This window comes from Streptomyces triticisoli, assembly GCF_003270085.1.
Taxonomy (GTDB): Bacteria; Actinomycetota; Actinomycetes; order Streptomycetales; family Streptomycetaceae; genus Streptomyces; species Streptomyces triticisoli.
In genome coordinates, this window is the sequence record NZ_QFDQ01000059.1 from 19,099 (window position 1) to 42,629 (window position 23,531).

Here is a 23,531-nt window from a genome sequence, read left to right on the forward strand (position 1 = left end):
TCAGCGCCAACGGCCGACCTCGATGTTCTCCAGGACGCCCAGCGCGTCCGGCACCAGCACCGCCGCCGAGTAGTAGGCCGTCACCAGGTACTTGATGACCGCCTGCTCGTTGATGCCCATGAACCGCACGGACAGGCTCGGCTCGATCTCGTCGGGGATCCCCTTGGCCCGCAGCCCGATGACGCCCTGGTCGTCCTCGCCGGTGCGCATCGCGATGATCGAGCTGGTCCTGGCGTCGGTGACCGGGATCTTGTTGCACGGGAAGATCGGCACCCCGCGCCAGGTGGGGATGCGGTTGCCGCCCATGTCGATGGTCTCCGGGACCAGCCCCCGCTTGTTCAGCTCGCGGCCGAACGCGGCGATCGCGCGCGGATGGGCGAGGAAGAGCTTGGTACCGCGGCGCCGGCTGAGCAGCTCGTCCATGTCGTCGGGGCTCGGCACACCGTCGTGCGGCTGGATCCGCTGGTCGTACTCGCAGTTGTGGAGCAGGCCGAAGTCGCGGTTGTTGATCAGCTCGTGCTCCTGGCACTCCTTCAACGCCTCGACGGTCAGCCTCAGTTGCTGCTCCGTCTGGTTCATCGGCTGGTTGTAGAGGTCGGCCACGCGCGAGTGGATGCGCAGGACGGTCTGGGCGATGCTCAGCTCGTACTCGCGGGGGCGGCCCTCGTAGTCGACGAAGGTGTGCGGGATGTCCGGCTCGCCGTCGTGGCCGGCAGCGAGGTCGACCGCCTTCTCGCCGTACTTGTTGGCGCGCTGCCCCGGGATCGAGCGCAGCCGCCGGAGGTGGGCGCGCAGCGACTCGGCGCGGTCGGTGACCTGTTCGAAGTCGTGGCGGGACAGGACGAGGACGGTGCACGTGGTGTCCGCGCGTGCGGTGTACTCCCAGATGGCGTCCGGGTCGAGGAGCGCCTGGTCGCCGAAGTAGGCGCCGTTGGCGAGGACGCCGAGGACCTGGTCGTCGCCGTAGGGGCCGGTGCCGACCTTCTGGACCCTGCCGTGCGCCAGCAGGTACACCTCCTCGGCCTGGTTGCCGAACGAGGCGATCACCTGGCCGGCGGCGATCTCCCGCTGCCGGCAGCGCTGGGCGAGCTCCGAGAGCACGTCCTCGTCCTCGTACCCGCGCAGGGCCGGCAGTTCGCCGAGTTCGGCGGGGATGACCTCGGTTCTGTCGCCGGTCTTCACGAAGGTGATGCGGCCGTCGCCGACGGCGTAGGTGAGCCGCCGGTTCACCCGGTACGTGCCGCCCTGCACGTCGACCCAGGGCAGCATGCGCAGCAGCCAGCGCGAGCTGATCTCCTGCATCTGGGGAACGGACTTGGTGGTGGTGGCCAGGTTCCGCGCGGCCGCGGTGCCGAGGCTCTGCTGCGGCCGGCCCTGTTCCGCGCGGACCTCTTCGCCTACCGACATAGAGAATTGTCCTCCCGCTCACGCCCGGCACGCTCGGCGCCGCGCATCGATCTTGCGGGCACCAGCCTTCCATCACGGAAAGTGTCCGTACCATTACCCGAAAGAGCGGGAATGGATCACCGTCGCCCCGGGCAGACAAGGGCCCCTCCCGGCGGCGGGCGGATGTGCCGACCCGGACAATGGCCGCGTGACCAGCTCCGCCGCTCCCGATCCCGCCGCGCTCGCCCCGAGGCTCCCCTCGCCCCTGCAGGAGGTCGCCGACGACCGCTTCGCCCGGCGCGGTCTGCGGCTGCTGCTCAAGCGCGACGACCTGATCCACCCGGAGCTGACCGGCAACAAGTGGCGCAAACTCGCCCCGAACCTGAGGGCCGCGGCCGGACGGACGGTCGTGACCTTCGGCGGCGCCTGGTCCAACCATCTGCGCGCGACCGCCGCCGCGGGCCGCCTCCTGGGCCTGCGCACGGTCGGTGTGGTCCGCGGGCAGGAGCTCGCCGACCGACCCCTCAACCCCTCCCTCGCCCGGTGCGCGGCCGACGGGATGCGGTTGCACTTCGTCGACCGGACGACCTACCGCCGCAAGTCCGAGCCGGAGACGCTCGCCGCCGTACTGCGCGACATCGGTGCCGAGGAGCCGTACGTCGTCCCCGAGGGCGGCAGCAACGCCCTCGCCGTACGCGGCTGCCGGGCCCTGGGCGAGGAACTCGGCGCCCACGCCGACGTCGTCGCCCTGGCCTGTGGCACCGGCGGCACCCTGGCCGGTCTGGCCGCGGGCCTCCCGCCCGGCCGGCGCGTCCTGGGCGTACCGGTCCTCAGGGGCGGCTTCCTGACGGCGGACATACAGGCCCTGCAGGAGCGGGCCTTCGGCGCCCGCCGCGGCACCTGGTCGCTCGACGAGCGCTTCCACTTCGGCGGCTACGCCCGCACCACATCCGAACTCGACGCCTTCGCCGAGGACTTCACCGGCCGGCACGGCGTCCCCGTCGAGCGCCTCTACGTCGCCAAGCTGCTGTACGCCCTGGTCGCCCTGGCCGGCGAGGGCGCCTTCGCGCGCGGGACGACGATCGCCGCTGTCGTCACGGGCAGCCCCTTCCCGGTACAGCCCTGACCCGCGTGCCCGGCCGCGTTCCCGCCCCCTCGCTCACGCCCCTCCCGCGCTCACGCCGTCCCCCTCACCGTCCCCCCTCACACCGTCTCCCGGTAGGCGGCCGCCTCCTCCAGGTCGAGCCTGCGCAGCAGGGTGCGCAGCATCTCGTCGTCGATGTAGCGCCCGTCCCGCAGCCGTACGAAGATCTCGCGCTCGGTGCTGATCATGTCCCGGGACAGCCGGCGGTAGATGTCGTCGACCGACTCGCCGGTGACCGGGTTGACCTGGCCGAGGCGCTCCCACACGGAGTTGCGGCGGCGCTCCAGGACCGTGCGGAGCCGTTCGGCGAGCGGCTGGGGCAGGGTGTTGCGCTCGTCCTGGAGGAGTTCCTCCAGGCGCTGCTCGGCGGCCCGGGAGGCCTGTGCCTGGGCGTTCGCCTCGGCCAGGGTCTCCGCCTGCGCACTCCGGCCGGGGAACTTCAGCAGGCGGATCAGCGGCGGCAGCGTCAGGCCCTGCACCACCAGCGTCCCGATGACCGTCGTGAAGGTCAGGAAGAGCAGCAGGCTGTGCCTGGGGAACGGCTCGCCGTCGTGCAGCGTGGCCGGGATCGAGAAGGCGATGGCCAGGGACACCACGCCCCGCATCCCGGCCCAGGCGGTGACCATCGCGCCCCTCCAGGTGGGGTTCTCCTCCCGCGCCCGGACGCGCCGGGACAGCAGGCGGGGCAGGAACGCCGCCGGGTACACCCACACGAACCGGGTGGCGACGACCACCAGGAAGACGGCGGCCGCGTACCAGGCGGCCTCGGCGCCCGCGTGCGCCCTGAGGCCCCTCAGGACGATCGGCAGCTGCAGTCCGATGAGGGCGAACACCGAGGACTCCAGGACGAAGGCGACCATCTTCCACACCGCCTCCTCCTGGAGCCGGGTGGCGAAGTCGACCTCCCACGCGCGGTGGCCGAGGTAGAGGGCGACCGTGACGACGGCGAGGACACCGGAGGCGTGCAGCTGCTCGGCGACGCCGTAGGCGACGAACGGGATCAGCAGGGAGAGCGTGTTCTGCAGCAGCGGCTCCTCCAGATGGGTGCGCAGCCAGTGCAGCGGCGCCATCAGCACCAGTCCGACGCCGACGCCGCCGACCGCCGCGACCAGGAACTCCTCGACGCCCCCGGCCCAGGTCGCGCCCTCGCCGACCGCGGCGGCCACCGCCACCTTGTAGGCGGTGATCGCGGTGGCGTCGTTGAGCAGGGACTCCCCCTGCAGGATCGTGGTGATCCGCGAGGGCAGCCCGACCCGACGGGCCACCGCCGTCGCCGCGACCGCGTCCGGCGGCGCCACCACCGCGCCCAGCACCAGCGCGGCCGTCAGCGGCAGCCCCGGCACGATCAGGTACGCGGCCCAGCCGACCACGAAGGTCGCGAACAGCACGTACCCGACCGAGAGCAGCGCCACGGGTCGCAGCTGCGCGCGCAGGTCGAGGTAGGAGCTGTCCCGGGTCGACGTGTACAGCAGCGGGGGCAGCAGCAGCGGCAGGACCACTCCGGGGTCGAGGGTGTAGGCGGGGACCCCGGGGACGTAGGAGACCGCCAGTCCGGCCGCGACCAGCAGCAGGGGTGCCGGTACGGGGGTGCGCCGGGCGGCCCCGGCCACCGTGGCACTGCCCGCGACCAGCAACAGCAGCGGCATCACGTCCATCGCCCTCACCCGCCCGTCGTTCTCGCCGCCCGCTTTCCGCACGGTCACCCGCGCACCCGTCGTAACCTGGCAATCATGAAACAGTGCACGCACGCCGGCACGCTGCCGCGTCCGGAGCCCGCGCCCGAGAGCGAGACCTGCCCGGAGTGCCTGGCGGACGGCACGGATCCGGTGCAGCTGCGGCTGTGTCTGACCTGTGGGCACGTCGCGTGCTGCGACTCCTCGTCGGGACGGCACGCGACCAGGCACCACGAGGACACCGGGCACCCCGTGATGCGGACCTTCGAGCCCGGCGAGGACTGGCGTTGGTGCTTCGTGGACCACGTGCTCGTGTGACCGCGCCCGGGTGACCGTGCCCGGGTGACGTGCTCCTGCGACGGGGGTCGGAGGGTTCGACGGTTCGACCGTCTGACGTCTGGGTACGACAATCCGGCCCGCGCTGTTCCCGTTGGGGCCCGCAAACCCCTAGCCACGTAGCGTATTCGCGGCTTTACTATGAGTGACAGCGGGGGGTTGGGGTCCCGGGACAGGAATGCCGAGCGCGCGGTAGCGTCACCGCTGAACCATGTATCGCGTTACCCCGGGGGGCGACCCTCGGCCCTGAGAGAACTTGTACCACCTTGGAGGTGAGGGTGTCCCAGATCGCAGGCGAGCCCGTGGCGAACCAGGACTTCGTGGAGGTCCGGCTGCCGGCTGCGGGTGCCTACCTGTCGGTGCTGCGGACGGCCACGGCCGGTCTCGCAGCCCGCTTGGACTTCACCCTCGACGAGATCGAGGACCTGCGCATCGCGGTGGACGAGGCCTGCGCGATCCTGCTCCAGCAGGCCGTACCCGGCTCGGTGCTCAGCTGTGTCTTCCGGCTGGTCGACGACTCGCTCGAGGTGACCGTCTCGGCCCCGACCACGGACGGCCACGCGCCCTCGCGGGACACGTTCGCCTGGACCGTCCTGTCCGCGCTCGCGGGTAAGGTCTCCTCCGCCGTGGACGAGGACAAGACCGTGTCGATCAGCCTCCACAAACAGCGCGGCGCGGGACCCGGGCCGGCGTGAGGAACGGGGACGGGCCGGTGCGGGACGAAGAGCGCGGCACACGGGAGCTGCCGGCCGAGGGCGGGATTCCCGCCCGCGCGGACGAGGTCACGAGCCCGGACGGGACCACCCCGGGCGGCCCGGCCGTGCCCCGGCCCACGGCGGGCGGCGTCGACGGCATCCCGGAGCAGGCAAGGCCGCACCCGGAGGACGAGCCGTCGGCGGCCGGCCTTCCGGGCGAGGGGCTCGCGCGGGGCGACGTCGTGCGGGGCACGCCCGCGCCGACGCGGAGCGGAGCCGGTGCCGGCCATGGAGGTCCTCCCCCTCACGGGGATTCCCCCTGTTCGCGCGAAGGCGAGAACGCGGGGAAGGAGGCGGGGGCTCGGGGAAGGGCAACGGGCGGGACGATGAGCGAGCACGAGCGAAACTCCGAGGCCGACGGGCAGGGCGTGCCGAGCGCGCACCGCGCGCAGCACGGCCCTCAGGACCGCAGTGGCGCACGCGCGATGTTCGTCGAACTGCGCACGCTGAGGGAGGGCAGCCCGCAGTACGCGGAGCTGCGCAACCAGCTGGTCCGCATGCACCTGCCGCTCGTCGAGCACCTCGCGCGCCGTTTCCGCAACCGCGGTGAGCCGCTGGACGACCTGACCCAGGTCGCCACCATCGGTCTGATCAAGTCGGTCGACCGGTTCGACCCGGACCGCGGCGTGGAGTTCTCGACGTACGCGACCCCGACGGTCGTCGGCGAGATCAAGCGGCACTTCCGGGACAAGGGCTGGGCGGTGCGCGTACCGCGCCGGCTGCAGGAGCTGCGCCTGGCGCTCACCACCGCGACGGCCGAGCTGTCCCAGCTGCACGGCCGCTCCCCCACGGTGCACGAGCTGGCCGAGAAGCTGGCCATCTCCGAGGAGGAGGTCCTGGAGGGCCTGGAGTCGGCCAACGCCTACTCCACCCTGTCCCTGGACGTCCCCGACACCGACGACGAGTCCCCGGCGGTCGCCGACACCCTCGGCGCGGAGGACGAGGCGCTGGAGGGCGTGGAGTACCGCGAGTCGCTCAAGCCGCTGCTGGAGGACCTTCCCCCGCGCGAGAAGCGGATCCTGCTGCTGCGCTTCTTCGGCAACATGACCCAGTCGCAGATCGCGCAGGAGGTCGGCATCTCCCAGATGCACGTCTCCCGGCTGCTGGCCCGCACGCTGGCCCAGCTGCGGGAGAAGCTGCTGGTGGAGGAGTAGAGCAGTGGCGGAAGGGCCCTAACGCTGTTCGGTTTCCCGGGTGCGGCCCGGGCCCTTGATGTCGAGGGCCTGGGTCGTCGCCGGGTTCACGAGCAGCACCAGCGAGGTCACGGCCACGACGGCGAGCGCGATGCCGGCCGGGATGGCCATGCTGTCGGCCTGCAGCAGGTTGTAGGCCACGGGCAGTGCCAGGATCTGCGTGATGACCGCCGGTCCCCGGCTCCAGCTGCGCCGCAGCAGCAGCCCCCGGGCGGCGAGCAGCGGCAGCAGCGCGAGCACGAGCACCGTGATGCCGCCGGTGATGCCGGTCTCCCGGTCGCTTCCGTCGCCGGTGACGCCGAGGACGAGCATCCAGGCCCCGCCCACGAGCAGCGCGAGCCCTTCCAGCGCGGACAGCGCCGCCGCGTACGTCAGCCGCCGCGGACGCGGGCCGACGGCGCCCTCGGCACCCGTGGCGTCCGTGACATCCGTGGCGTCCGTGGTTTTCCGGGTGGGGTTCTGCTCACTGCTCACCCCAGCAGGGTAGCTCTCACGGCCCGGACCACCGTGTGCAGGCTCACATCCGGATCCCTGTCCGATCCCTGCCTCGGTGTGGGCCGGGTACTGCCCGGTAGGTACGCTGCACCCCATGCGTGCACTTCTCGTGGTCAATCCGGCGGCAACCACCACAAGCGCACGTACGCGCGATGTGCTGATCCACGCGCTCGCCAGCGAGATGAAGCTGGATGCGGTCACCACCGAATACCGCGGTCACGCCCGCGACCTGGGCCGGCAGGCCGCGGACAGCGACGACATCGACCTGGTCGTGGCGCTCGGCGGCGACGGCACGGTCAACGAGGTCGTCAACGGCCTGCTGCACCGCGGCCCCGACCCCGAGCGGCTGCCCCGCCTCGCCGTGGTCCCCGGCGGCTCCACCAATGTCTTCGCGCGCGCCCTGGGGCTGCCCAACGACGCCGTGGAGGCCACCGGCGCGATCCTGGACGCCCTGCGCACCGGCAGCGAGCGCACGGTCGGCCTGGGCCTCACCTCGGGAACGCCGGGCACCGACGACGCTGCCGTCCCGGAGCGCTGGTTCACCTTCAACGCCGGGCTCGGCTTCGACGCGGGCGTGGTCGGGCGGGTGGAGCAGAAGCGGGAGCGCGGCAAGAAGTCCACGCACGCCCTGTACGTACGGCAGGTGGTCCGCCAGTTCCTCGGCGAGCCGGGCCGGCGGCACGGGGCGATCACCCTGGAGCGGCCCGGGGAGGATCCGCTCACCGAGTTGGTGGTGGCCATAGTGTCGAACACCTCACCGTGGACGTATTTGGGCAATCGCCCGATGTACACGTCTCCTAAGGCCTCGTTCGATACAGGGCTCGACGTGCTCGGTCTCAGCCGTCTGTCCACCGCCGCGGTTGCCCGGTATGGGACCCAGTTGCTCACTTCGTCCCCCGAGCGCGGCCCTCATGGCAGGCACGCTGCTTCCCTGCACGACTTGAGCCGCTTCACCTTGCATTCGAAGGTTCCGCTGCCCCTTCAGATGGACGGTGACCACCTCGGGCTGCGCAAGAGCGTGACGTTCACAGGCGTACGCCGTGCACTGCGTGTGATTGTGTGAGTGGAAGGGCCCAAAGTCCTTTCACTCGAACGTTTAGGCCAGGATCCACCCCATGGAAGTACGGCTGTGACCTAGTCGACACCGAGGAATCAAAAAAAACTTTCCGGAAGGGGTTGTATCCGCCGCCGAGGTTTGCGAGTCTCTACGTGGCGATCAGGACGGCCCATCACACGGGATCCGGAGACCGCCGAGAATCCCTCTTCACACCACAGGACCACGCCAGGGAACCTGGCAGTCGGCCCTTCACTTGTCGAGGGATTCGTGAAAGCGTTCACATTCACAAGCAACCCGCACGAACACCGAGAGAGGTAGCAGCCATGGACTGGCGTCACAACGCCGTTTGCCGCGAGGAAGACCCCGAGCTGTTCTTCCCCATCGGCAACACCGGTCCTGCGCTGCTGCAGATCGAGGAAGCCAAGGCTGTCTGCCGTCGCTGCCCGGTTATCGAGCAGTGCCTGCAGTGGGCGCTCGAGTCCGGCCAGGACTCCGGCGTCTGGGGTGGTCTCAGCGAGGACGAGCGCCGCGCGATGAAGCGCCGCGCCGCCCGCAACCGGGCCCGTCAGGCATCCGCCTGACCACAGCCACCCCGCTGACAGCCTGAGCTTGGCGGCGCGTACAGCGAGTACGCATCCCCCGCCCCCGAGCCGCAGCGCGCAGTACCCCCGATGCGCAAACGAGCCGCAACGAGCGACTAGCCTCGGACCGTTCCCGGTCCGAGGCTCTTTGCTGTCCGGGCCACTTGTGCGCCCGGACGCACTACTCGCAGTACAACCGCGCTACTTGTGCGCCGGGACTGCTACTTGTGCGCCCGCACCGGGATGTCGAGGATCACGCGCGTGCCGCGCTCCGGGGCCGGCACCATGTCGAAGGTGCCGCCCAGCTCACCCTCGACCAGGGTGCGTACGATCTGCAGGCCCAGGTTGCCGGAGCTGTGCGCGTCGAAGTCCTCGGGCAGCCCCACGCCGTCGTCCTGGACGGTCACGAGCAGGCGGGCCTCGCGCGAGGTCCCGCCGCGGACCGCGGAGACCTCCACGGTGCCCGTGTCACCCTCGCGGAAGCCGTGTTCCAGGGCGTTCTGCAGGACCTCGGTCAGCACCATCGACAGCGGGGTGGCGACCTCGGCGTCCAGGATGCCGAAGAGGCCGGTGCGCCGGCCGGTCACCTTGCCCGGAGAGATCTCGGCGACCATCGACAGCACCCGGTCGGCGATCTCGTCGAACTCCACCCGCTCGTCCAGGTTCTGGGACAGCGTCTCATGGACGATGGCGATCGACCCGACCCGGCGGACCGCCTCCTCCAGTGCCTCCCTGCCGCGCTCGGACTCGATGCGCCGGGCCTGCAGCCTGAGCAGGGCCGCCACCGTCTGCAGGTTGTTCTTGACCCGGTGGTGGATCTCCCGGATCGTCGCGTCCTTGGTGAGCAGCTCCCGCTCGCGGCGGCGCAGTTCGGTGACGTCCCGAAGCAGCACCAGCGAACCGATGCGCGTGCCCTTGGGTTTGAGCGGGATCGCCCGGAACTGGATGACCGCGCTGTTGGCCTCGACCTCGAACTCCCGGGGTGCCCAGCCGCTGGCCTGCTTCACCAGGGCCTCGTCCACCGGGGCCAGGGAGGGGGCGAGTTCGGCGGTGGTCTCGCCCAGGCGGTGGCCGACGAGGTCGGCGGCGAGACCGAGGCGGTGGTAGGCGGACAGCGCGTTGGGCGAGGCGTACTGGACGACGCCGTCCGCGTCCAGCCGGATCAGTCCGTCGCCGACCCGCGGCGCGACGTCCATGTCGACCTGCTGGTCGGGGAACGGGAAGGCGCCGGCCGCGATCATCTGCGCCAGGTCCGAGGCGCTCTGCAGATACGTCAGCTCAAGACGGCTCGGGGTGCGCACCGTCAGCAGGTTGGTGTTGCGCGCGATGACCCCGAGGACGCGGCTCTCCCGCCGTACGGGGATGGACTCGACGCGGACCGGGACCTCCTCGCGCCACTCCGGGTCGCCTTCGCGCACGATCCGGCCCTCGTCGAGCGCGGCGTCCAGCAACGGGCGGCGGCCGCGCGGGACGAGGTGGCCGACCATGTCGTTCTGGTAGGAGGTCGGGCCGGTGTTCGGCCGCATCTGGGCGACGGAGACATAGCGGGTGCCGTCGCGGGTGGGGATCCACAGGACCAGGTCGGCGAAGGAGAGGTCGGAGAGCAGCTGCCACTCCGAGACCAGCAGGTGGAGCCACTCGAGATCGGAGTCGTCGAGGGCGGTGTGCTGGCGGACGAGTTCGTTCATGGAGGGCACGTGTGCGAGCGTACCCGGGCGTTTGTACGGTTCTGAAACGGTACGGACGCGTACGGCGGTGAACGGTGGAGTGCGGCGGCGTACGGCTCTGCCGACCCCGGAGACACCCGCGGGCCGCGGCGCCTGGGAGGGACCCTCAACCCTCCCGGCACCGCAGCCCGGAGCAGTATCGGCCGTGGGGTGTGCGGTCCCGGTCGGCCGAAGGATGAGGAGCCGGGGCAGTCAGGGCAGAGAGCTCCGGATCCTCGGTCCGTCTTCCTGTGCGGGGAAGACGGAGGCTCGCGCGTTGGACGCTCCGAGCATTCTGGACTAGACCACCTGGCCTGTCCATGTGCCGGACGGCGGTTGTTGTGGTTTCTTCATCGGTCGGCCGGCCGGGCCAGGTCCGGGCCGAGATGGATCGGCCAACTGGCCAGGACTTCCCGGCGCGCACCACGCAGCCTAGCCCGCCCGGCCCGGTAACGGGACCGGGCGGCCGGGGCGATTTCCGCGTGCGCCCCGAGCGCCTCGGATTCCTCATGCCCCGCGCCGTCGCACGCCTGGCCCTCTTGGGCAGTCACACGCACGTCTCTGTTAGATTGGACTTAGGGTGGATTGGTCTAAACCACCTGATCGTCGACCCTCGTCAACGGGTCCCGTCCCCTCTCCTCAGACCTCCTCAGATCGGCAGGCCCAGCGTGGAAGTTGTCATCGTTCCGGACGCCAGCGCAGGCGGCGAGCTCGTCGCGGAGGCCATGGCGCAACTGCTCAGGCGCAAACCCGACGCCGTGCTCGGCATGGCCACGGGCTCGACGCCGCTGCCCGTGTACGAGGCACTGGCGGGCAAGGTGCGCTCGGGCGCCGTGGACGCCTCGCGGGCGAGGATCGCCCAGCTCGACGAGTACGTGGGGCTGCCCGCCGGGCACCCGGAGTCGTACCGCGAGGTCCTGCGGCGCCAGGTGGTGGAGCCGCTCGGCCTGGGGATGGACTCCTTCCTGGGGCCCGACGGCACCGCGGAGGACGTGCAGGCGGAGGCCGACGCCTACGAGAAGGCGCTCGCCGAGGCCGGCGGCGTGGACCTGCAGCTGGTCGGAATCGGCGTGGACGGGCACATCGCGTTCAACGAGCCGAGCTCCTCGCTGTCCTCGCGCACCCGGGTCAAGATCCTGACCGAGCAGACCCGCGCCGACAACGCGCGTTTCTTCGACGGTGACATCGCGCAGGTGCCGCACCAGGTCATCACGCAGGGTGTCGGCACGATCCTCGACGCGCGGCACGTGGTGCTGATGGCCACGGGCGAGAGCAAGGCGGAGGCGCTCGCGGCGACCGTCGAGGGACCGATCGCCGCCATCTGCCCGGCCTCGGCCCTGCAGCTCCACCGGCACGCCACGATCGTCGCCGACGAGGCCGCCGCCTCCCAGCTGAAGCTCGCGGACTACTTCCGCTACGCCTACGCCAACAAGCCGTCCTGGCAGGGCATCTAGCCCCCACTGGCTCCCACGCGCACACGTGAAGGTGCCGGTCGCCCCGAGTGGGGTGACCGGCACCTTCGTCGTTGGGACCACGCCCCGGAGGACGCCCGGGGCCGTCCGGCCTACGCCCCCGCGATGACCTCCGCCGCCGCTCGGCCGCAGACGCGGGCCGCGCCGTGGGTGGCGATGTGGAGGGAGGCCCGGGGGGAGGCCCGGGGGACGCCCATTTCCACGACGATCGTGTCGGGGCGGGCGGCGAGGAGGGTGCCGAGGGCGGAGGCCATCCACGGGTGGCGGTGCTCGTCGCGGACGACGGCGACCACGCGCCGCTCCCCGGCCGCCTCCAGGGCCGCGCGGCCCGCGTCCTCGCCGGCGAAGCCGCCCGTCTCCGTGCCCGGCAGGAGACGGGCGAGCTCGGCGGCCACGCCCCAGGGGGTCTCGTCGCCGACCGCGATGTTGGCGACCGGGGTGAGAGCGGCGACGTAGGGCGGCTCGGTGAGCGGGGCGAAGGTCTCGCCGCCGGTGATCCGCAGCGCGCGCCGGGCCGCTCGCAGGCCGACCTCCTCGTCGGCGGTGACGGGCGCCCCCGAGGCCGCGGACGCCGTCCAGCGGGCCAGCGCACGCACGCGTGCGGCCGCGTCCGCCAGCCGTTCCTCGGGCAGCTCACCGGCGCGGACGGCGGTGACGAGGGCGTCCCGGAGGCGTCGTACCGTCTCGTCGTCCGCCAGGCCGCCGCCCACGCAGATCGCGTCGGCGCCGGCCGCGATGGCGAGGACGCTGCCCCGCTCGATGCCGTAGGTGCCGGCGATGGCCTGCATCTCCATGCCGTCGGTGACGATCAGGCCGTCGTAGTCCAGCTCGCCGCGCAGGAGATCGGTCAGGATCCGGCGGGACAGGGTTGCCGGGCGGTCCGGGTCCAGCGCGGGGACCAGGATGTGCGCGCTCATCACGGCCTTGGTGCCCGCGTCGATCGCCGCGCGGAACGGCACGAGGTCGCGCTCCCGGAGCACCGCCGGGTCCACGTCGATGCGCGGCAGCGCGTGGTGGGAGTCGACCGCCGTGTCCCCGTGCCCGGGGAAGTGCTTGGTGCAGGCGGCGACGCCCGCGGACTGCAGTCCGGCCACGTAGGCGGCGGTGTGCCGGGCGACCAGCCCGGTGTCGGCGCCGAAGGAACGGACACCGATGACCGGGTTGCCCGGATTGGAGTTGACGTCGGCGGACGGCGCCCAGTTGAGGTTGACGCCGCACTCCGCGAGCCGCCGGCCCAGTTCCAGGGCCACGCTCCGGGTCAGCTCCGTGTCGTCCACCGCGCCGAGCGCGTGGTTGCCGGGGAAGCTGGAGCCGGTGCGCACCTCCAGGCGGGTGACGTCGCCGCCCTCCTCGTCGATGGCGACCAGGACGTCGTCCCGCTCCTCGCGCAATCGTTCGGTCAGTGCGGCCAGTTGCTCGGACGAGGCGATGTTGCGGCCGAACAGGCCGACCGAGGCCAGGCCCTCGCCGACGCGGCGCAGCAGCCAGTCGGGGGCGGTGGTGCCGGTGAAGCCCGGCTGGAGGACGGTCAGCGCGTCGCGGGTGAGAGTGTCGGTGCCGCTGGCGATTGTCGTCATCGGGTGGCGTTATCCCTTCACGGCGCCGGAGGTGAGACCGCTGACGGCCCTGCGCTGCAGGAAGACGAAGAGGATCAGGATCGGGAGGGCGAAGAGGGAGGAGGCCGCCATGGTCGCGCCCCAGTCGTCGCCGAACTGGGTCTGGAAGCTGGACAGCCACAGCGGCAGCGTCTTGGCCTCGGCGTCCTTGTTCAGCACCAGGACGAGGGCGAACTCGTTCCAGGCGGTGATGAAGCCGAACAGCGAGGTGGCCATCAGGCCCGGGGCGAGCAGCGGCAGGATGACCCGGCGGAAGGCCGTCATACGGGAGCAGCCGTCCACCATGGCCGCCTCCTCCAGTTCCTTCGGCACGGCGGCGACGAAGCCGCGCAGCGTCAGGATGGTGAAGGGCAGGATCATCATCGTGTAGAAGAGCGTCAGCGGCACGAGGCTGTTCAGCATCGACGCGTCCCGCACGATCATGTAGATCGCAATGATCATGACTTCCCAGGGCGCCATCTGGGCCAGCATGAAGCCGACGATGAAGCCACGCCGTCCCTTGAACCGCATCCGTGCCAGGGCGAAGGAACCGGCCAGCGCGATGATCAGCGAGAAGACGACGGCGAGGACGGTGACGGTCACCGAGTTGGTGACGTACGTCCAGAAGTGGTCGGCCTGCGTCGCCGTCCTGAAGTGCTCGAAGGTGACGTCGACCGGGAACCAGACCGGGTCCTCGGAGATGATGTCGCCGGTCGGTTTGAACGCCGTGGCGAACATCCAGTACACGGGGAAGACGAAGCCGATGAACAGGACGACGGCCGTGACGTTGGGCCACAGGCGGCCGAAGAGCGAGCGTTTCACAGCTCGTCCTCCTCTTGCTTGAGCACGATCCTGAGGTAGTAGGCGGTCAGGCCGAGCAGGATCAGAATGGTCAGGACGGCGATCGCCGCACCCATGCCGTAGTGCTGGTTGCCGATGCCCTCGATGTAGGCGTAGACGGGCAGGATCTCGGTGAGCCGGTCCGGGCCACCGTTGTTGATGAGAAGGACCTGTGCGAACGCCTTGAAGACCCAGATGATCTCCAGGAACGTCGTCGCGTAGAGGAAGGGCCGTAGGAACGGCAGGGTGACCGTGGTGAAGCTCCGCCAGACGCCGGCGCCGTCGAGGGACGCGGCCTCGTACAGCTCGACGGGGATGGTGGTGGTCGCCGCGTACAGGTTGATCGCGACGAACGGGATGGACATCCACACGATCAGCATGGTGATGACGAAGAACGTCGACATCTGGCTGCTGGTCCAGCTGTAGTCGGCCATGGAGTGCCAGCCGAGCTTGTCCAGGACCCAGTTGACGACGCCGAAGCGCTGGGCGAACAACCACTGGTAGACGGTGCTGGCCGCCACGATGGGCATGGCCCAGGCCAGCACCAGACCGATCAGCAGGGTGAACCGCATCCGCTTGCCGAGGCGGGCGAGCAGCAGGCCGACCAGCGTGCCCAGGACCATGATCAGGACAACGTTGACCGCCGTGAACAGGATCGATCGGAGGGTGACGCGCCAGAAGTCCTCGCTGGTGAGGGTCTCCTTGTAGTTGTCTATGCCGTTCCACTCGGTGACGTGCTGGATCAGCTGCGCCATGTTGAGGTTCTGGAACGACAACAGGAAGTCCTTCAGCAGCGGCCAGCCGAGCAGCAGCACGGTGGCCGCGCAGGCGGGCAGCAGCAACAGATACGGGGCGAGCGCGCCGGCCCTCGACACGGCTCGCGGTTTCAGCCTGCCGGGGCCCCCGTCGCCCGCCTCCAGGACGTCCGCCGCGCCGGAGGGCGGCCGTTCGGTCTGCACGGTCATGCTGCGATCTCTCTTCTCAGCCTACGTACGTCGACCCGCACACGGTCGCCGGGGCGGGGCCGTCATACGCCGGCCCCGCCCCGGCTCACCCGGTGCTACTGCTTCTGCGCCAGGCGCTTGTTGAACTCGCCCTCGACCTGCTTGGCGGCCTCGGCCGGGGACTTTCCGTTCAGCACGGCGGTCATGTAGGCCTTGATCGGGTTCGGCTCGTTCTCCACCGCGGCCCACTCGGCGATCAGCGGAGTGGTGCCACCTCCCGCGGCGGCCGGGGCGGCGGCCTCGGCGACGGCGTTGCCCTGGAGGTTGCTCTGCAGCGACTCCTTGTTCGGGATGACGCCGTTCTCCTTGGCCAGCTGGCCCTCGAACTGGTCGGACAGGGCGATCTTCAGGAACTCCTTGGCGAGGTCCTGCTTCTTGCTGCCCGCGGCGACGGCGAGGTTGGAGCCGCCGAGGAAGACGCCCTCGGGCTTGTCGGCCGTGGCACCCGGGATGGTGAAGTAGCCGATCTCCTTCTCGATCTTCGGGTTGGCCTTGATGGCGATGCCGGCTTCCCAGCCCATGCCGATGAACGCGCCGACCTTGCCCTTGGCGAAGATCTCACCCTGCTGCGGGGTGGCCTCGTCCTTGTCCTTGGGCGCCTTGGACAGGGCCTGGAACTTCTTGTAGGTCTCCATGGCGGCGGCGATCTTGGGGTCGTCGAGGTTGGAGACGTACTTGTCGCCGTCCTTCTTCACCAGTTCGCCGCCCTCGCCGACGACCAGGCCGACGAAGTGGTACCAGTTCTGGCCCGGCAGATAGATCGGCTCGGCACCGGTCTTCTCACCGATCTTCTTGAGGTCGGCGTAGAACTCGTCGCGGGTCTTGGGGGTGTCCTTGATGCCGGCGTCGGCCCAGACCTTCTTGTTGTAGAGGACGACGCGGTTGGCGAAGTACCAGGGTGCCGCGTACTGCTTGCCCTCGTAGACGGACGAGTTGTTGAGGGAGTCGGTCCAGTCGGCGCCGATCGAGGACTTCAGGTCCGCGAGGTCGGCGAGGCCGCCGGTCTTGGCGTAGGCCGGGGTCTGGGTGTTGCCGATCTCGAAGACGTCCGGCGGGTTCTCCTCGGACAGGGCGGTGGTCAGCTTCTGCTGGATGCCGTTCCACTGCTGGATCTCGAACTTGACCTTCGCCTTGGTCTTGGCCTCGAAGGCCGCGGCGACGTCCTTCTGCCACTGGTCCGGGGAGGAGCCGTCCATCACCCACACCGTGAGTGTCTGGCCGGCGTAGCCGTCCTTGCCGCTCTTGGCCCTGCCTCCGTCGTCGCCGTTGTCGCCGCCGCACGCCGCGATGGAGACCACCATGCCCGCGATACCGATCGCGGCAATCAGCTTGCGCTTCACGCCACCCTCCTCAGGGATGCCACAAACCCCCCTGCCTCCCCGCGGCTGAGCGACATACGAGCGTCGGCGCATCACCGCCCGTGGGGCCGGGACTGGACCAATGGTGTAGACCAGTAGGGGGGAGCTTGGCTCAGACCAATAGGGCTGTCAAGAGTGCGCAAGCAGGCTCAAGAAGGCCGTTACGGGACCGCGATATGCAGGGACCTTTCATTGCTCTCCCGGCCAAACGGGTGCGCTCGTCCGGCCGGACCACCGGCGACCGTTCCCCGCCCGGGGCGTGTCCGCCGGGGTGGACCACCGGGTCCGCACCGAGGGATGGACTAGACCAACCGCGGTCACGACGGTATACAGAGGAGATCACGGAGCGTGCGGGTGACCACCGCCCGCCAAGCCGTGCCACGATGTGAGCCGTGGCCGATGGATGTCGGCCGCTTCGGCACAGGAGCCGGGAAGGCAGAGCATGAGCACCGACGTCAGCAGTGCGGAGAACGAGAGTGGGACGACCGTCCGTACCGCGCGCGTGCCCAAGTACTACCGCCTGAAGAAGCACCTGCTCGACATGACGGAGACCCAGGCGCCCGGCACGCCGGTCCCGCCGGAGCGGACGCTGGCGGCCGAGTTCGACACCTCGCGCACCACCGTGCGCCAGGCCCTGCAGGAACTGGTCGTCGAGGGCCGGCTGGAGCGCATCCAGGGCAAGGGCACCTTCGTCGCCAAGCCGAAGGTCTCCCAGGCCCTGCAACTCACCTCCTACACCGAGGACATGCGCGCCCAGGGCCTGGAGCCGACCTCGCAGCTCCTCGACATCGGCTACATCACCGCCGACGACCGGCTCGCGGACCTGCTCGACATCGCCACCGGCGGACGCGTGCTGCGCATCGAGCGGCTGCGCATGGCCAACGGCGAGCCCATGGCCATCGAGACCACGCACCTGTCGGCCAAGCGCTTCCCGGCGCTGCGCCGCAGCCTGGCGAAGTACACCTCCCTCTACACGGCCCTCGCCGAGGTCTACGACGTCCATCTCGCCGAGGCCGAGGAGACCATCGAGACCTCACTGGCCACTCCGCGCGAGGCGGGCCTGCTCGGCACCGACGTGGGCCTGCCGATGCTGCTGCTCTCCCGGCACTCGGTGGACCGGGAGGGCCGGCCGGTGGAGTGGGTGCGGTCGGTGTACCGCGGGGACCGCTACAAGTTCGTGGCCCGCCTCAAGCGCCCGCAGGAGTGAGGACCTTGTGACGGAGCGAGGCTCTCGCGCCACCTGTACGGGCGGTCCTCTCCACGGCCCCGACCGTGGTCGCCCACCGGCTGCGGCAGCGGCCTCGCACTGAGGCTCGGGTACGGCAGCGGGCCGCCGGAGGAAAACCGGCGGCCCGTTGTCATACCCCTGCGGCACACTCACCCCATGGACATCGCGATCCGGCCGGTCGAGCCCGGCGAGTACGGCACCCTCGGGGAGATCACCGCCCAGGCCTATCTCCAGGACGGGCTCCTGGACTTCGGGGAGAGCGACGCGTACCTCGACGAGCTGCGCGACGTGGCCAAGCGGGCGGCCGCCGCCGAGGTGCTGGTCGCCGTGGCGGACGGGAAGGTGCTCGGTGGCGTGACCTTCGTGCGTGCCGGGGGTCCCATGGCCGACATCTCCGGTCCGGGCGAGGCCGAGATACGGATGCTCGCGGTCGCGCACGCGGCACGCGGCCGGGGCGCCGGCGAGGCCCTCGTGCGGGCCTGCCTGGACCGGGCACGGGCCACGGACGGCTGTGTGCGCGTGGTGCTGTCGACCCAGAGCTCCATGCACGCGGCCCACCGGATCTACGAGCGCCTGGGCTTCACCCGCGCTCCCGAGCGGGACTGGAACCCGCTGCCGCACATCGACGGCTTCTCCCTGCTCGCCTATGAACTGACGCCGATCTGACGCCGATCTGACGCTGCGTTGCCGCGCTGACACCAGCTCGGCACAACATCTGGGGGTGTCTCCCCCGCCCGGCACAACATGTATGCTCATGCTCGCTGTCGCCGCAGGGGAATCCGGTGCGAATCCGGAACTGTCCCGCAACGGTGTACTCGTACACGTATGCCCGCATGGCCGTGTACGAGCGTCAGTCCGAGGACCTGCCGACAGTGCGCCCGGCCGTCCGGTCCGGGTGCCCCGACGTCCGGGCCTCGTGGAATGGGCCGGTGGACGCGACGCCCCGTGCGCTCGTGTGCTGCCCCCTGCCCTCGACGAGGCCCCGCGCCGAGCGAGGGAGACCCCACGTGACCATCGCGCCAGCCGACCCGGCCTCAGCCGCGGCCCCGGAGCCCGACAGTCCCGGCACCGCACTGCTGCGGACCCTGACGGAGCTGACCGCCGACCTCCCCGACGCCGACCCCGGCCGGGTCGCCGCCGCCGCGCTGCGCGGCCGGTCGGCACACGCCGACGAGGCCGAGTTGCGCGAGCTGGCCACGGAGGCGGCCGCCGGGCTCATCTCCGAGGACCCCGCCTACTCACGGCTGGCCGCCCGGCTGCTGGCCATCGGCATCCGCGCCGAGGCCGCCTCCCAGGGCGTCACGTCGTTCACCGGGTCCATCGCCGTCGGCCACCGCGAGGGCCTGATCGCCGACCGGACCGCCGCGTTCGCGCGCGTGCACGGCAAGCGCCTGGACGCGCTGATCGACCCGGCCGCCGACGACCGCCTGGGCTACTTCGGCCTGCGCACCCTGCACAGCCGCTACCTGCTGCGGCACCCGATCACCCGCCAGGTGATCGAGACGCCCCAGCACTTCATGCTGCGGGTGGCGAGCGGCCTCGCCGAGGACGACACCCTGCGGTCCCTCGACGAAGTCGCGGCGCTGTACGGGCTGATGAGCCGCCTCGACTACCTGCCCTCCTCCCCCACCCTGTTCAACTCCGGCACCCGGCACCCCCAGATGTCGTCCTGCTACCTGCTGGACTCCCCCAGGGACGAGCTGGACTCGATCTACGAGCGCTACCACCAGGTCGCCCGCCTGTCCAAGCACGCCGGCGGCATCGGCATCGCCTACTCCCGCATCCGCTCGCGCGGTTCACTGATCCGCGGCACCAACGGGCACTCCAACGGCATCGTGCCGTTCCTGAAGACCCTGGACGCCTCGGTGGCCGCCGTGAACCAGGGCGGCCGGCGCAAGGGCGCGGCCGCGGTCTACCTGGAGACCTGGCACTCGGACATCGAGGAGTTCCTGGAGTTGCGGGACAACACCGGCGAGGACGCCCGCCGGACGCACAACCTGAACCTCGCGCACTGGGTCCCGGACGAGTTCATGCGCCGGGTGGACGCCGACGGGCGGTGGTCGCTGTTCTCCCCCTCCGACGTGCCGGAGCTGACCGACCTGTGGGGCGAGGAGTTCGACGCCGCGTACCGGGCCGCGGAGGCGAAGGGCCTGGCGAGGAAGACCATGCCGGCCCGCGACCTGTACGGCCGCATGATGCGCACCCTCGCGCAGACCGGCAACGGCTGGATGACCTTCAAGGACGCCGCCAACCGCACCGCCAACCAGACGGCCGAGCCGGGCCACGTGATCCACTCCTCCAACCTGTGCACGGAGATCCTGGAGGTCACGGACGACGGCGAGACGGCGGTCTGCAACCTGGGGTCGGTCAACCTGGGCTCGTTCGTGCACGGCGAGGACATCGACTGGGAGCGGCTGGACGAGACGGTCCGCACCGCCGTCACCTTCCTCGACCGGGTGGTCGACATCAACTTCTACCCGACCGAGCAGGCGAGCCGGTCCAACGCCCGGTGGCGGCCGGTGGGCCTGGGCGCCATGGGCCTGCAGGACGTGTTCTTCAAGCTGCGGCTGCCCTTCGACTCCCCGGAGGCGAAGGCCCTGTCCACCCGGATCGCCGAGCGGATCATGCTCGCCGCGTACGAGACCTCCGCCGACCTCGCCGAGCGCAGTGGCCCGTTCCCGTCCTGGGAGAAGACCCGTACGGCCCGGGGTGTGCTGCACCCCGACCACTACGGCGTCGAGTTCACCTGGCCCGAGCGCTGGGCGGCCCTGCGCGAGCGCGTCGCCGCGGTCGGCATGCGCAACTCGCTGCTGCTCGCCATCGCCCCGACCGCCACCATCGCCTCGATCGCGGGCGCGTACGAATGCATCGAGCCACAGGTCTCCAACCTGTTCAAGCGCGAGACGCTGTCCGGGGAGTTCCTGCAGGTCAACTCCTACCTGGTGGCCGACCTGAAGAAGCTCGGCGTCTGGGACGCCCGTACACGTGAGGCACTGCGCGAGGCCAACGGCTCGGTGCGGGACTTCGCCTGGATCCCCGAGGACGTACGGAAGCTGTACCGCACGGCGTGGGAGATCCCGCAGCGCGGCCTGATCGACATGGCGGCGGCCCGCACCGCGTTCCTGGACCAGTCGCAGTCCCTGAACCTGTTCATGGAGACGCCGACCATCGGCAAGCTCTCCTCGATGTACGCGTACGCGTGGAAGCAGGGCCTGAAGACGACGTACTACCTGCGCTCCCGCCCGGCCACCCGGATCGCCCGCGCGGCCCGGGCACAGAACCGCGCCGCCGCCCCCGCACCGCAGGTGACCGAACCGGACGCCGTCGCCTGCTCCCTGGAAAACCCCGAGTCCTGCGAGGCCTGCCAGTGATGACCAGCAACCAGAATCTCCTCGACCCCGGCTTCGAGCTGACCCTGCGCCCCATGCGCTACCCGGACTTCTACGAGCGCTACCGGGACGCCATCAAGAACACCTGGACCGTGGAGGAGGTCGACCTCCACTCGGACGTCGCCGACCTCGCGAAGCTGACGCCGGGCGAGCAGCACCTGATCGGCCGGCTGGTCGCGTTCTTCGCCACCGGTGACTCGATCGTCGCCAACAACCTGGTGCTGACGCTCTACAAGCACATCAACTCCCCCGAGGCGCGGCTGTACCTGAGCCGGCAGCTCTTCGAGGAGGCGGTGCACGTCCAGTTCTACCTGACGCTGCTGGACACCTACCTCCCCGACCCGGACGACCGCACCGCCGCCTTCGCGGCCGTGGAGAGCATCCCCTCCATCCGCGAGAAGGCCGAGTTCTGCTTCAGGTGGATGGACTCGGTGGAGAAGCTGGACCGGCTGGAGACGAGGGCCGACCGCCGGCGCTTCCTGCTCAACCTGATCTGCTTCGCCGCGTGCATCGAGGGCCTGTTCTTCTACGGCGCCTTCGCCTACGTGTACTGGTTCCGCAGCCGGGGCCTGCTGCACGGGCTGGCGACCGGCACCAACTGGGTGTTCCGGGACGAGACGATGCACATGTCGTTCGCCTTCGACGTGGTGGACACCGTCCGCAAGGAGGAGCCGGACCTCTTCGACGACGAGCTCGGGCGGCAGGTCACCGACATGCTGAGGGAGGCCGTCGAGGCCGAGCTGCAGTTCGCGCGCGACCTGTGCGGTGACGGCCTCCCGGGGATGAACACCGACTCCATGCGGCAGTACCTGGAGTGCGTCGCCGACCAGCGCCTCACCCGCCTCGGCTTCGCTCCGGTGTACGGCTCGGAGAACCCCTTCTCCTTCATGGAGCTCCAGGGCGTTCAGGAGTTGACCAACTTCTTCGAGCGGCGTCCGTCGGCGTACCAGGTGGCGGTGGAGGGCACCGTCGACCTGGACGAGGACTTCTGACCGTCGCGGTTCTCCCGGGGTTCCCGGTCCTCCTGGGCCTGCCTGAGCTGGCGGTCGATACGGCGGTCGTGGACGATGCCGATCACCGCCGGCAGGACCATGAGGACCAGGAGCCCGAGGACGGCGACCATGGAGATGAGGCCTTGCAGCTGTGTCGTATTCATGGACACCACTGTCGCGCCGGACACTCCTGACCGTGAGTGGCAGGACTGCCGTACACCTTCAAATTCCTGCCACTGTTGAGGCACACTGGCACCATGCTGCTGTGCTGTCCCGGGGGGCGCCCCCCGGACCCCCGGCCGAGGAACGAGACGCGCTCCTCGCCGATGAGGCGAGGTGAGGCATGCTGAGCAACGTGGCCGCCGTCCTGCTGGACGGAGTGCATCCCTTCGAGCTCTCCGTCGTCTGCGAGGTCTTCGGGCTCGACCGCAGTGACGAGGGGCTGCCGGTGTACGACTTCGCGGTCGCCTCCGCGGAGGGCGGGACGCTGAACACCCATGTCCCCGGCCTCACGGTATCGACGCCGTACGGGCTCGAGCGGCTGGAGGAGGCCGACCTGATCGCCGTGCCGGCCTCGGACGCGAACGTCTCGCGCGACTACCCGCCCGCGCTGCTCGACGCGCTCAACCGGGCCGTGGAACGGGGCGCGCGGGTGCTCAGCGTCTGCTCGGGCGTGTTCGTGCTGGGCGCCGCCGGGCTGCTGGACGGGCGGCGCTGTGCGGTGCACTGGCGGCACGCGGACGAGCTGGCCCGGCGCTTCCCGCGGGTGGTCGTCGAGCCGGACGTGCTGTACGTGGACGAGGACCCGGTGATCACCTCGGCCGGGACCGCGGCGGGCATCGACGCCTGCCTGCACATCGTGCGCAAGGAGCAGGGCCCGGAGGTCGCCAACAGGATCGCCCGGCGGATGGTGGTGCCCCCGCACCGGGACGGCGGGCAGGCGCAGTACATCGAGCGGCCGCTGCCCAAGTCCCCGTGCGACACGGTCGGCGAGGTGCTGGTGTGGATGGAGGAGCACCTCGGCCAGGAGGTCACCGTCGAGCAGCTCGCCGCCCGCGCGCACATGTCCCCGCGGACCTTCGCCCGCCGCTTCCAGCAGGAGACGGGCACGACCCCGTACCGCTGGATCCTGCGTCAACGTGTGTTGCTGGCACAGGAGCTGCTGGAGGCGACGGACGAGACGATGGACGTGATCGCGGACCGGACGGGGTTCGGGACGGCGGCGGCGCTGCGGCACCAGTTCGTCCGCGCGCTGGGCACCACCCCGAACTCCTACCGGCGCGCGTTCAGGGGTCCGCAGGCCGCCTGAACGCGCGTACGTCCGCTC

21 protein-coding genes and 1 riboswitch are annotated in these 23,531 nt (G+C 70.6%); of the genes, 12 read left to right on the plus strand and 9 right to left on the minus strand.

Features of this window, described 5'->3' with window-relative positions; translation table 11 throughout:
* Complete coding sequence (locus DEP02_RS10815; protein WP_112467128.1) at nt 1-1,407, minus strand: family 2B encapsulin nanocompartment shell protein; 1,407 nt, start codon at nt 1,405-1,407, stop codon at nt 1-3.
* Between the two features lie 187 nt (nt 1,408-1,594).
* Between DEP02_RS10815 and DEP02_RS10820 the strand changes: the two genes are divergently transcribed.
* Nucleotides 1,595-2,512 (plus strand): 1-aminocyclopropane-1-carboxylate deaminase/D-cysteine desulfhydrase, encoded by a 918-nt coding sequence (locus tag DEP02_RS10820; protein WP_112467129.1) that lies wholly within the window; start codon nt 1,595-1,597, stop codon nt 2,510-2,512.
* A gap of 77 nt (nt 2,513-2,589) precedes the next feature.
* Here DEP02_RS10820 and DEP02_RS10825 read toward each other — a convergent pair whose 3' ends face one another.
* Nucleotides 2,590-4,185 (minus strand): Na+/H+ antiporter, encoded by a 1,596-nt coding sequence (locus tag DEP02_RS10825; RefSeq protein WP_112467174.1) that lies wholly within the window; start codon nt 4,183-4,185, stop codon nt 2,590-2,592.
* Between the two features lie 75 nt (nt 4,186-4,260).
* Here DEP02_RS10825 and DEP02_RS10830 point away from each other — a divergent pair, with 75 nt between their 5' ends.
* The 3 genes from DEP02_RS10830 to DEP02_RS10840 all read left to right on the plus strand — a co-directional run bounded on the left by DEP02_RS10830 (nt 4,261) and on the right by DEP02_RS10840 (nt 6,448).
* Nucleotides 4,261-4,521, plus strand: a complete 261-nt coding sequence (locus DEP02_RS10830; protein WP_112467130.1) for a UBP-type zinc finger domain-containing protein — start codon at nt 4,261-4,263, stop codon at nt 4,519-4,521.
* A 296-nt stretch (nt 4,522-4,817) separates the two neighbouring features.
* The gene (locus DEP02_RS10835) at nt 4,818-5,234 is read left to right on the plus strand and encodes an ATP-binding protein (RefSeq protein ID WP_112467131.1); all 417 of its coding nucleotides are present in this window, start codon (nt 4,818-4,820) and stop codon (nt 5,232-5,234) included.
* 17 nt (nt 5,235-5,251) lie between these two features.
* Entirely contained in the window at nt 5,252-6,448 is a 1,197-nt protein-coding gene (locus tag DEP02_RS10840; RefSeq protein WP_112467132.1) for an RNA polymerase sigma factor SigF, read from the plus strand.
* Between the two features lie 18 nt (nt 6,449-6,466).
* Here the strand turns inward: DEP02_RS10840 and DEP02_RS10845 are convergent, their stop codons facing one another.
* Entirely contained in the window at nt 6,467-6,961 is a 495-nt protein-coding gene (locus tag DEP02_RS10845; RefSeq protein WP_112467133.1) for a hypothetical protein, read from the minus strand.
* A 115-nt stretch (nt 6,962-7,076) separates the two neighbouring features.
* On the opposite strand from DEP02_RS10845, the gene DEP02_RS10850 reads away from it, so the two are divergent.
* Nucleotides 7,077-8,045 (plus strand): diacylglycerol/lipid kinase family protein, encoded by a 969-nt coding sequence (locus DEP02_RS10850; RefSeq protein WP_112467134.1) that lies wholly within the window; start codon nt 7,077-7,079, stop codon nt 8,043-8,045.
* Between the two features lie 317 nt (nt 8,046-8,362).
* Nucleotides 8,363-8,620 (plus strand): WhiB family transcriptional regulator, encoded by a 258-nt coding sequence (locus tag DEP02_RS10855; protein ID WP_003992873.1) that lies wholly within the window; start codon nt 8,363-8,365, stop codon nt 8,618-8,620.
* Between the two features lie 221 nt (nt 8,621-8,841).
* On the opposite strand, the gene DEP02_RS10860 is transcribed toward DEP02_RS10855, so the two are convergent.
* Entirely contained in the window at nt 8,842-10,308 is a 1,467-nt protein-coding gene (locus DEP02_RS10860; RefSeq protein ID WP_112467135.1) for a histidine kinase N-terminal domain-containing protein, read from the minus strand.
* Between the two features lie 686 nt (nt 10,309-10,994).
* Here DEP02_RS10860 and nagB point away from each other — a divergent pair.
* Nucleotides 10,995-11,780, plus strand: coding sequence for a glucosamine-6-phosphate deaminase (gene nagB, locus DEP02_RS10865; protein WP_112467136.1), 786 nt, complete (start codon nt 10,995-10,997; stop codon nt 11,778-11,780).
* Between the two features lie 110 nt (nt 11,781-11,890).
* On the opposite strand, the gene DEP02_RS10870 is transcribed toward nagB, so the two are convergent.
* From DEP02_RS10870 to DEP02_RS10885, 4 genes are all read right to left on the minus strand, one after another.
* On the minus strand, nt 11,891-13,375 hold the full coding sequence (locus DEP02_RS10870; protein ID WP_112467137.1) for a glycoside hydrolase family 3 protein: 1,485 nt from the start codon (nt 13,373-13,375) through the stop codon (nt 11,891-11,893).
* A gap of 9 nt (nt 13,376-13,384) precedes the next feature.
* On the minus strand, nt 13,385-14,215 hold the full coding sequence (locus tag DEP02_RS10875) for a carbohydrate ABC transporter permease (protein WP_112467138.1): 831 nt from the start codon (nt 14,213-14,215) through the stop codon (nt 13,385-13,387).
* Nucleotides 14,212-15,198, minus strand: coding sequence for a carbohydrate ABC transporter permease (locus DEP02_RS10880; protein ID WP_112467139.1), 987 nt, complete (start codon nt 15,196-15,198; stop codon nt 14,212-14,214). Before DEP02_RS10880 ends, DEP02_RS10875 begins: the two co-directional genes overlap by 4 nt.
* 95 nt (nt 15,199-15,293) lie before the next feature.
* Nucleotides 15,294-16,577, minus strand: coding sequence for an extracellular solute-binding protein (locus tag DEP02_RS10885; protein WP_112467140.1), 1,284 nt, complete (start codon nt 16,575-16,577; stop codon nt 15,294-15,296).
* 460 nt (nt 16,578-17,037) lie between these two features.
* On the opposite strand from DEP02_RS10885, the gene DEP02_RS10890 reads away from it, so the two are divergent.
* The 4 genes from DEP02_RS10890 to DEP02_RS10905 all read left to right on the plus strand — a co-directional run bounded on the left by DEP02_RS10890 (nt 17,038) and on the right by DEP02_RS10905 (nt 22,204).
* Complete coding sequence (locus tag DEP02_RS10890) at nt 17,038-17,802, plus strand: GntR family transcriptional regulator (RefSeq protein WP_112467141.1); 765 nt, start codon at nt 17,038-17,040, stop codon at nt 17,800-17,802.
* Between the two features lie 177 nt (nt 17,803-17,979).
* The gene (locus tag DEP02_RS10895) at nt 17,980-18,489 is read left to right on the plus strand and encodes a GNAT family N-acetyltransferase (RefSeq protein WP_112467142.1); all 510 of its coding nucleotides are present in this window, start codon (nt 17,980-17,982) and stop codon (nt 18,487-18,489) included.
* 82 nt (nt 18,490-18,571) lie between these two features.
* Nucleotides 18,572-18,708: riboswitch (cobalamin riboswitch) on the plus strand.
* Between the two features lie 122 nt (nt 18,709-18,830).
* The gene (locus DEP02_RS10900) at nt 18,831-21,194 is read left to right on the plus strand and encodes a ribonucleoside-diphosphate reductase subunit alpha (protein WP_112467143.1); all 2,364 of its coding nucleotides are present in this window, start codon (nt 18,831-18,833) and stop codon (nt 21,192-21,194) included.
* Nucleotides 21,194-22,204: a ribonucleotide-diphosphate reductase subunit beta gene (locus DEP02_RS10905; protein ID WP_112467144.1), complete on the plus strand. Its 1,011-nt coding sequence runs from the start codon at nt 21,194-21,196 to the stop codon at nt 22,202-22,204. The genes DEP02_RS10900 and DEP02_RS10905 overlap by 1 nt, the downstream gene beginning before the upstream one ends.
* On the opposite strand, the gene DEP02_RS10910 is transcribed toward DEP02_RS10905, so the two are convergent.
* Nucleotides 22,117-22,368, minus strand: a complete 252-nt coding sequence (locus DEP02_RS10910; protein WP_198668379.1) for a hypothetical protein — start codon at nt 22,366-22,368, stop codon at nt 22,117-22,119. The two genes, DEP02_RS10905 and DEP02_RS10910, sit on opposite strands and share 88 nt — an antisense overlap.
* 179 nt (nt 22,369-22,547) lie before the next feature.
* On the opposite strand from DEP02_RS10910, the gene DEP02_RS10915 reads away from it, so the two are divergent.
* Nucleotides 22,548-23,513, plus strand: coding sequence for a helix-turn-helix domain-containing protein (locus DEP02_RS10915; protein WP_112467145.1), 966 nt, complete (start codon nt 22,548-22,550; stop codon nt 23,511-23,513).
* Nucleotides 23,514-23,531: the final 18 nt, after the last annotated feature.

Bases quoted from the DNA above. Each gene is read 5' to 3' on its own strand.
- DEP02_RS10815 (WP_112467128.1), bottom strand. From the start codon at position 1,407: ATGTCGGTAGGCGAAGAGGTCCGCGCGGAACAGGGCCGGCCGCAGCAG.
- DEP02_RS10825 (WP_112467174.1), bottom strand. From the start codon at position 4,185: ATGGACGTGATGCCGCTGCTGTTGCTGGTCGCGGGCAGTGCCACGGTG.
- DEP02_RS10830 (WP_112467130.1), top strand. From the start codon at position 4,261: ATGAAACAGTGCACGCACGCCGGCACGCTGCCGCGTCCGGAGCCCGCG.
- DEP02_RS10850 (WP_112467134.1), top strand. From the start codon at position 7,077: ATGCGTGCACTTCTCGTGGTCAATCCGGCGGCAACCACCACAAGCGCA.
- DEP02_RS10855 (WP_003992873.1), top strand. From the start codon at position 8,363: ATGGACTGGCGTCACAACGCCGTTTGCCGCGAGGAAGACCCCGAGCTG.
- DEP02_RS10860 (WP_112467135.1), bottom strand. From the start codon at position 10,308: ATGAACGAACTCGTCCGCCAGCACACCGCCCTCGACGACTCCGATCTC.
- DEP02_RS10870 (WP_112467137.1), bottom strand. From the start codon at position 13,375: ATGACGACAATCGCCAGCGGCACCGACACTCTCACCCGCGACGCGCTG.
- DEP02_RS10880 (WP_112467139.1), bottom strand. From the start codon at position 15,198: ATGACCGTGCAGACCGAACGGCCGCCCTCCGGCGCGGCGGACGTCCTG.
- DEP02_RS10890 (WP_112467141.1), top strand. From the start codon at position 17,038: ATGAGCACCGACGTCAGCAGTGCGGAGAACGAGAGTGGGACGACCGTC.
- DEP02_RS10895 (WP_112467142.1), top strand. From the start codon at position 17,980: ATGGACATCGCGATCCGGCCGGTCGAGCCCGGCGAGTACGGCACCCTC.
- DEP02_RS10905 (WP_112467144.1), top strand. From the start codon at position 21,194: ATGACCAGCAACCAGAATCTCCTCGACCCCGGCTTCGAGCTGACCCTG.
- DEP02_RS10910 (WP_198668379.1), bottom strand. From the start codon at position 22,368: ATGAATACGACACAGCTGCAAGGCCTCATCTCCATGGTCGCCGTCCTC.
- DEP02_RS10915 (WP_112467145.1), top strand. From the start codon at position 22,548: ATGCTGAGCAACGTGGCCGCCGTCCTGCTGGACGGAGTGCATCCCTTC.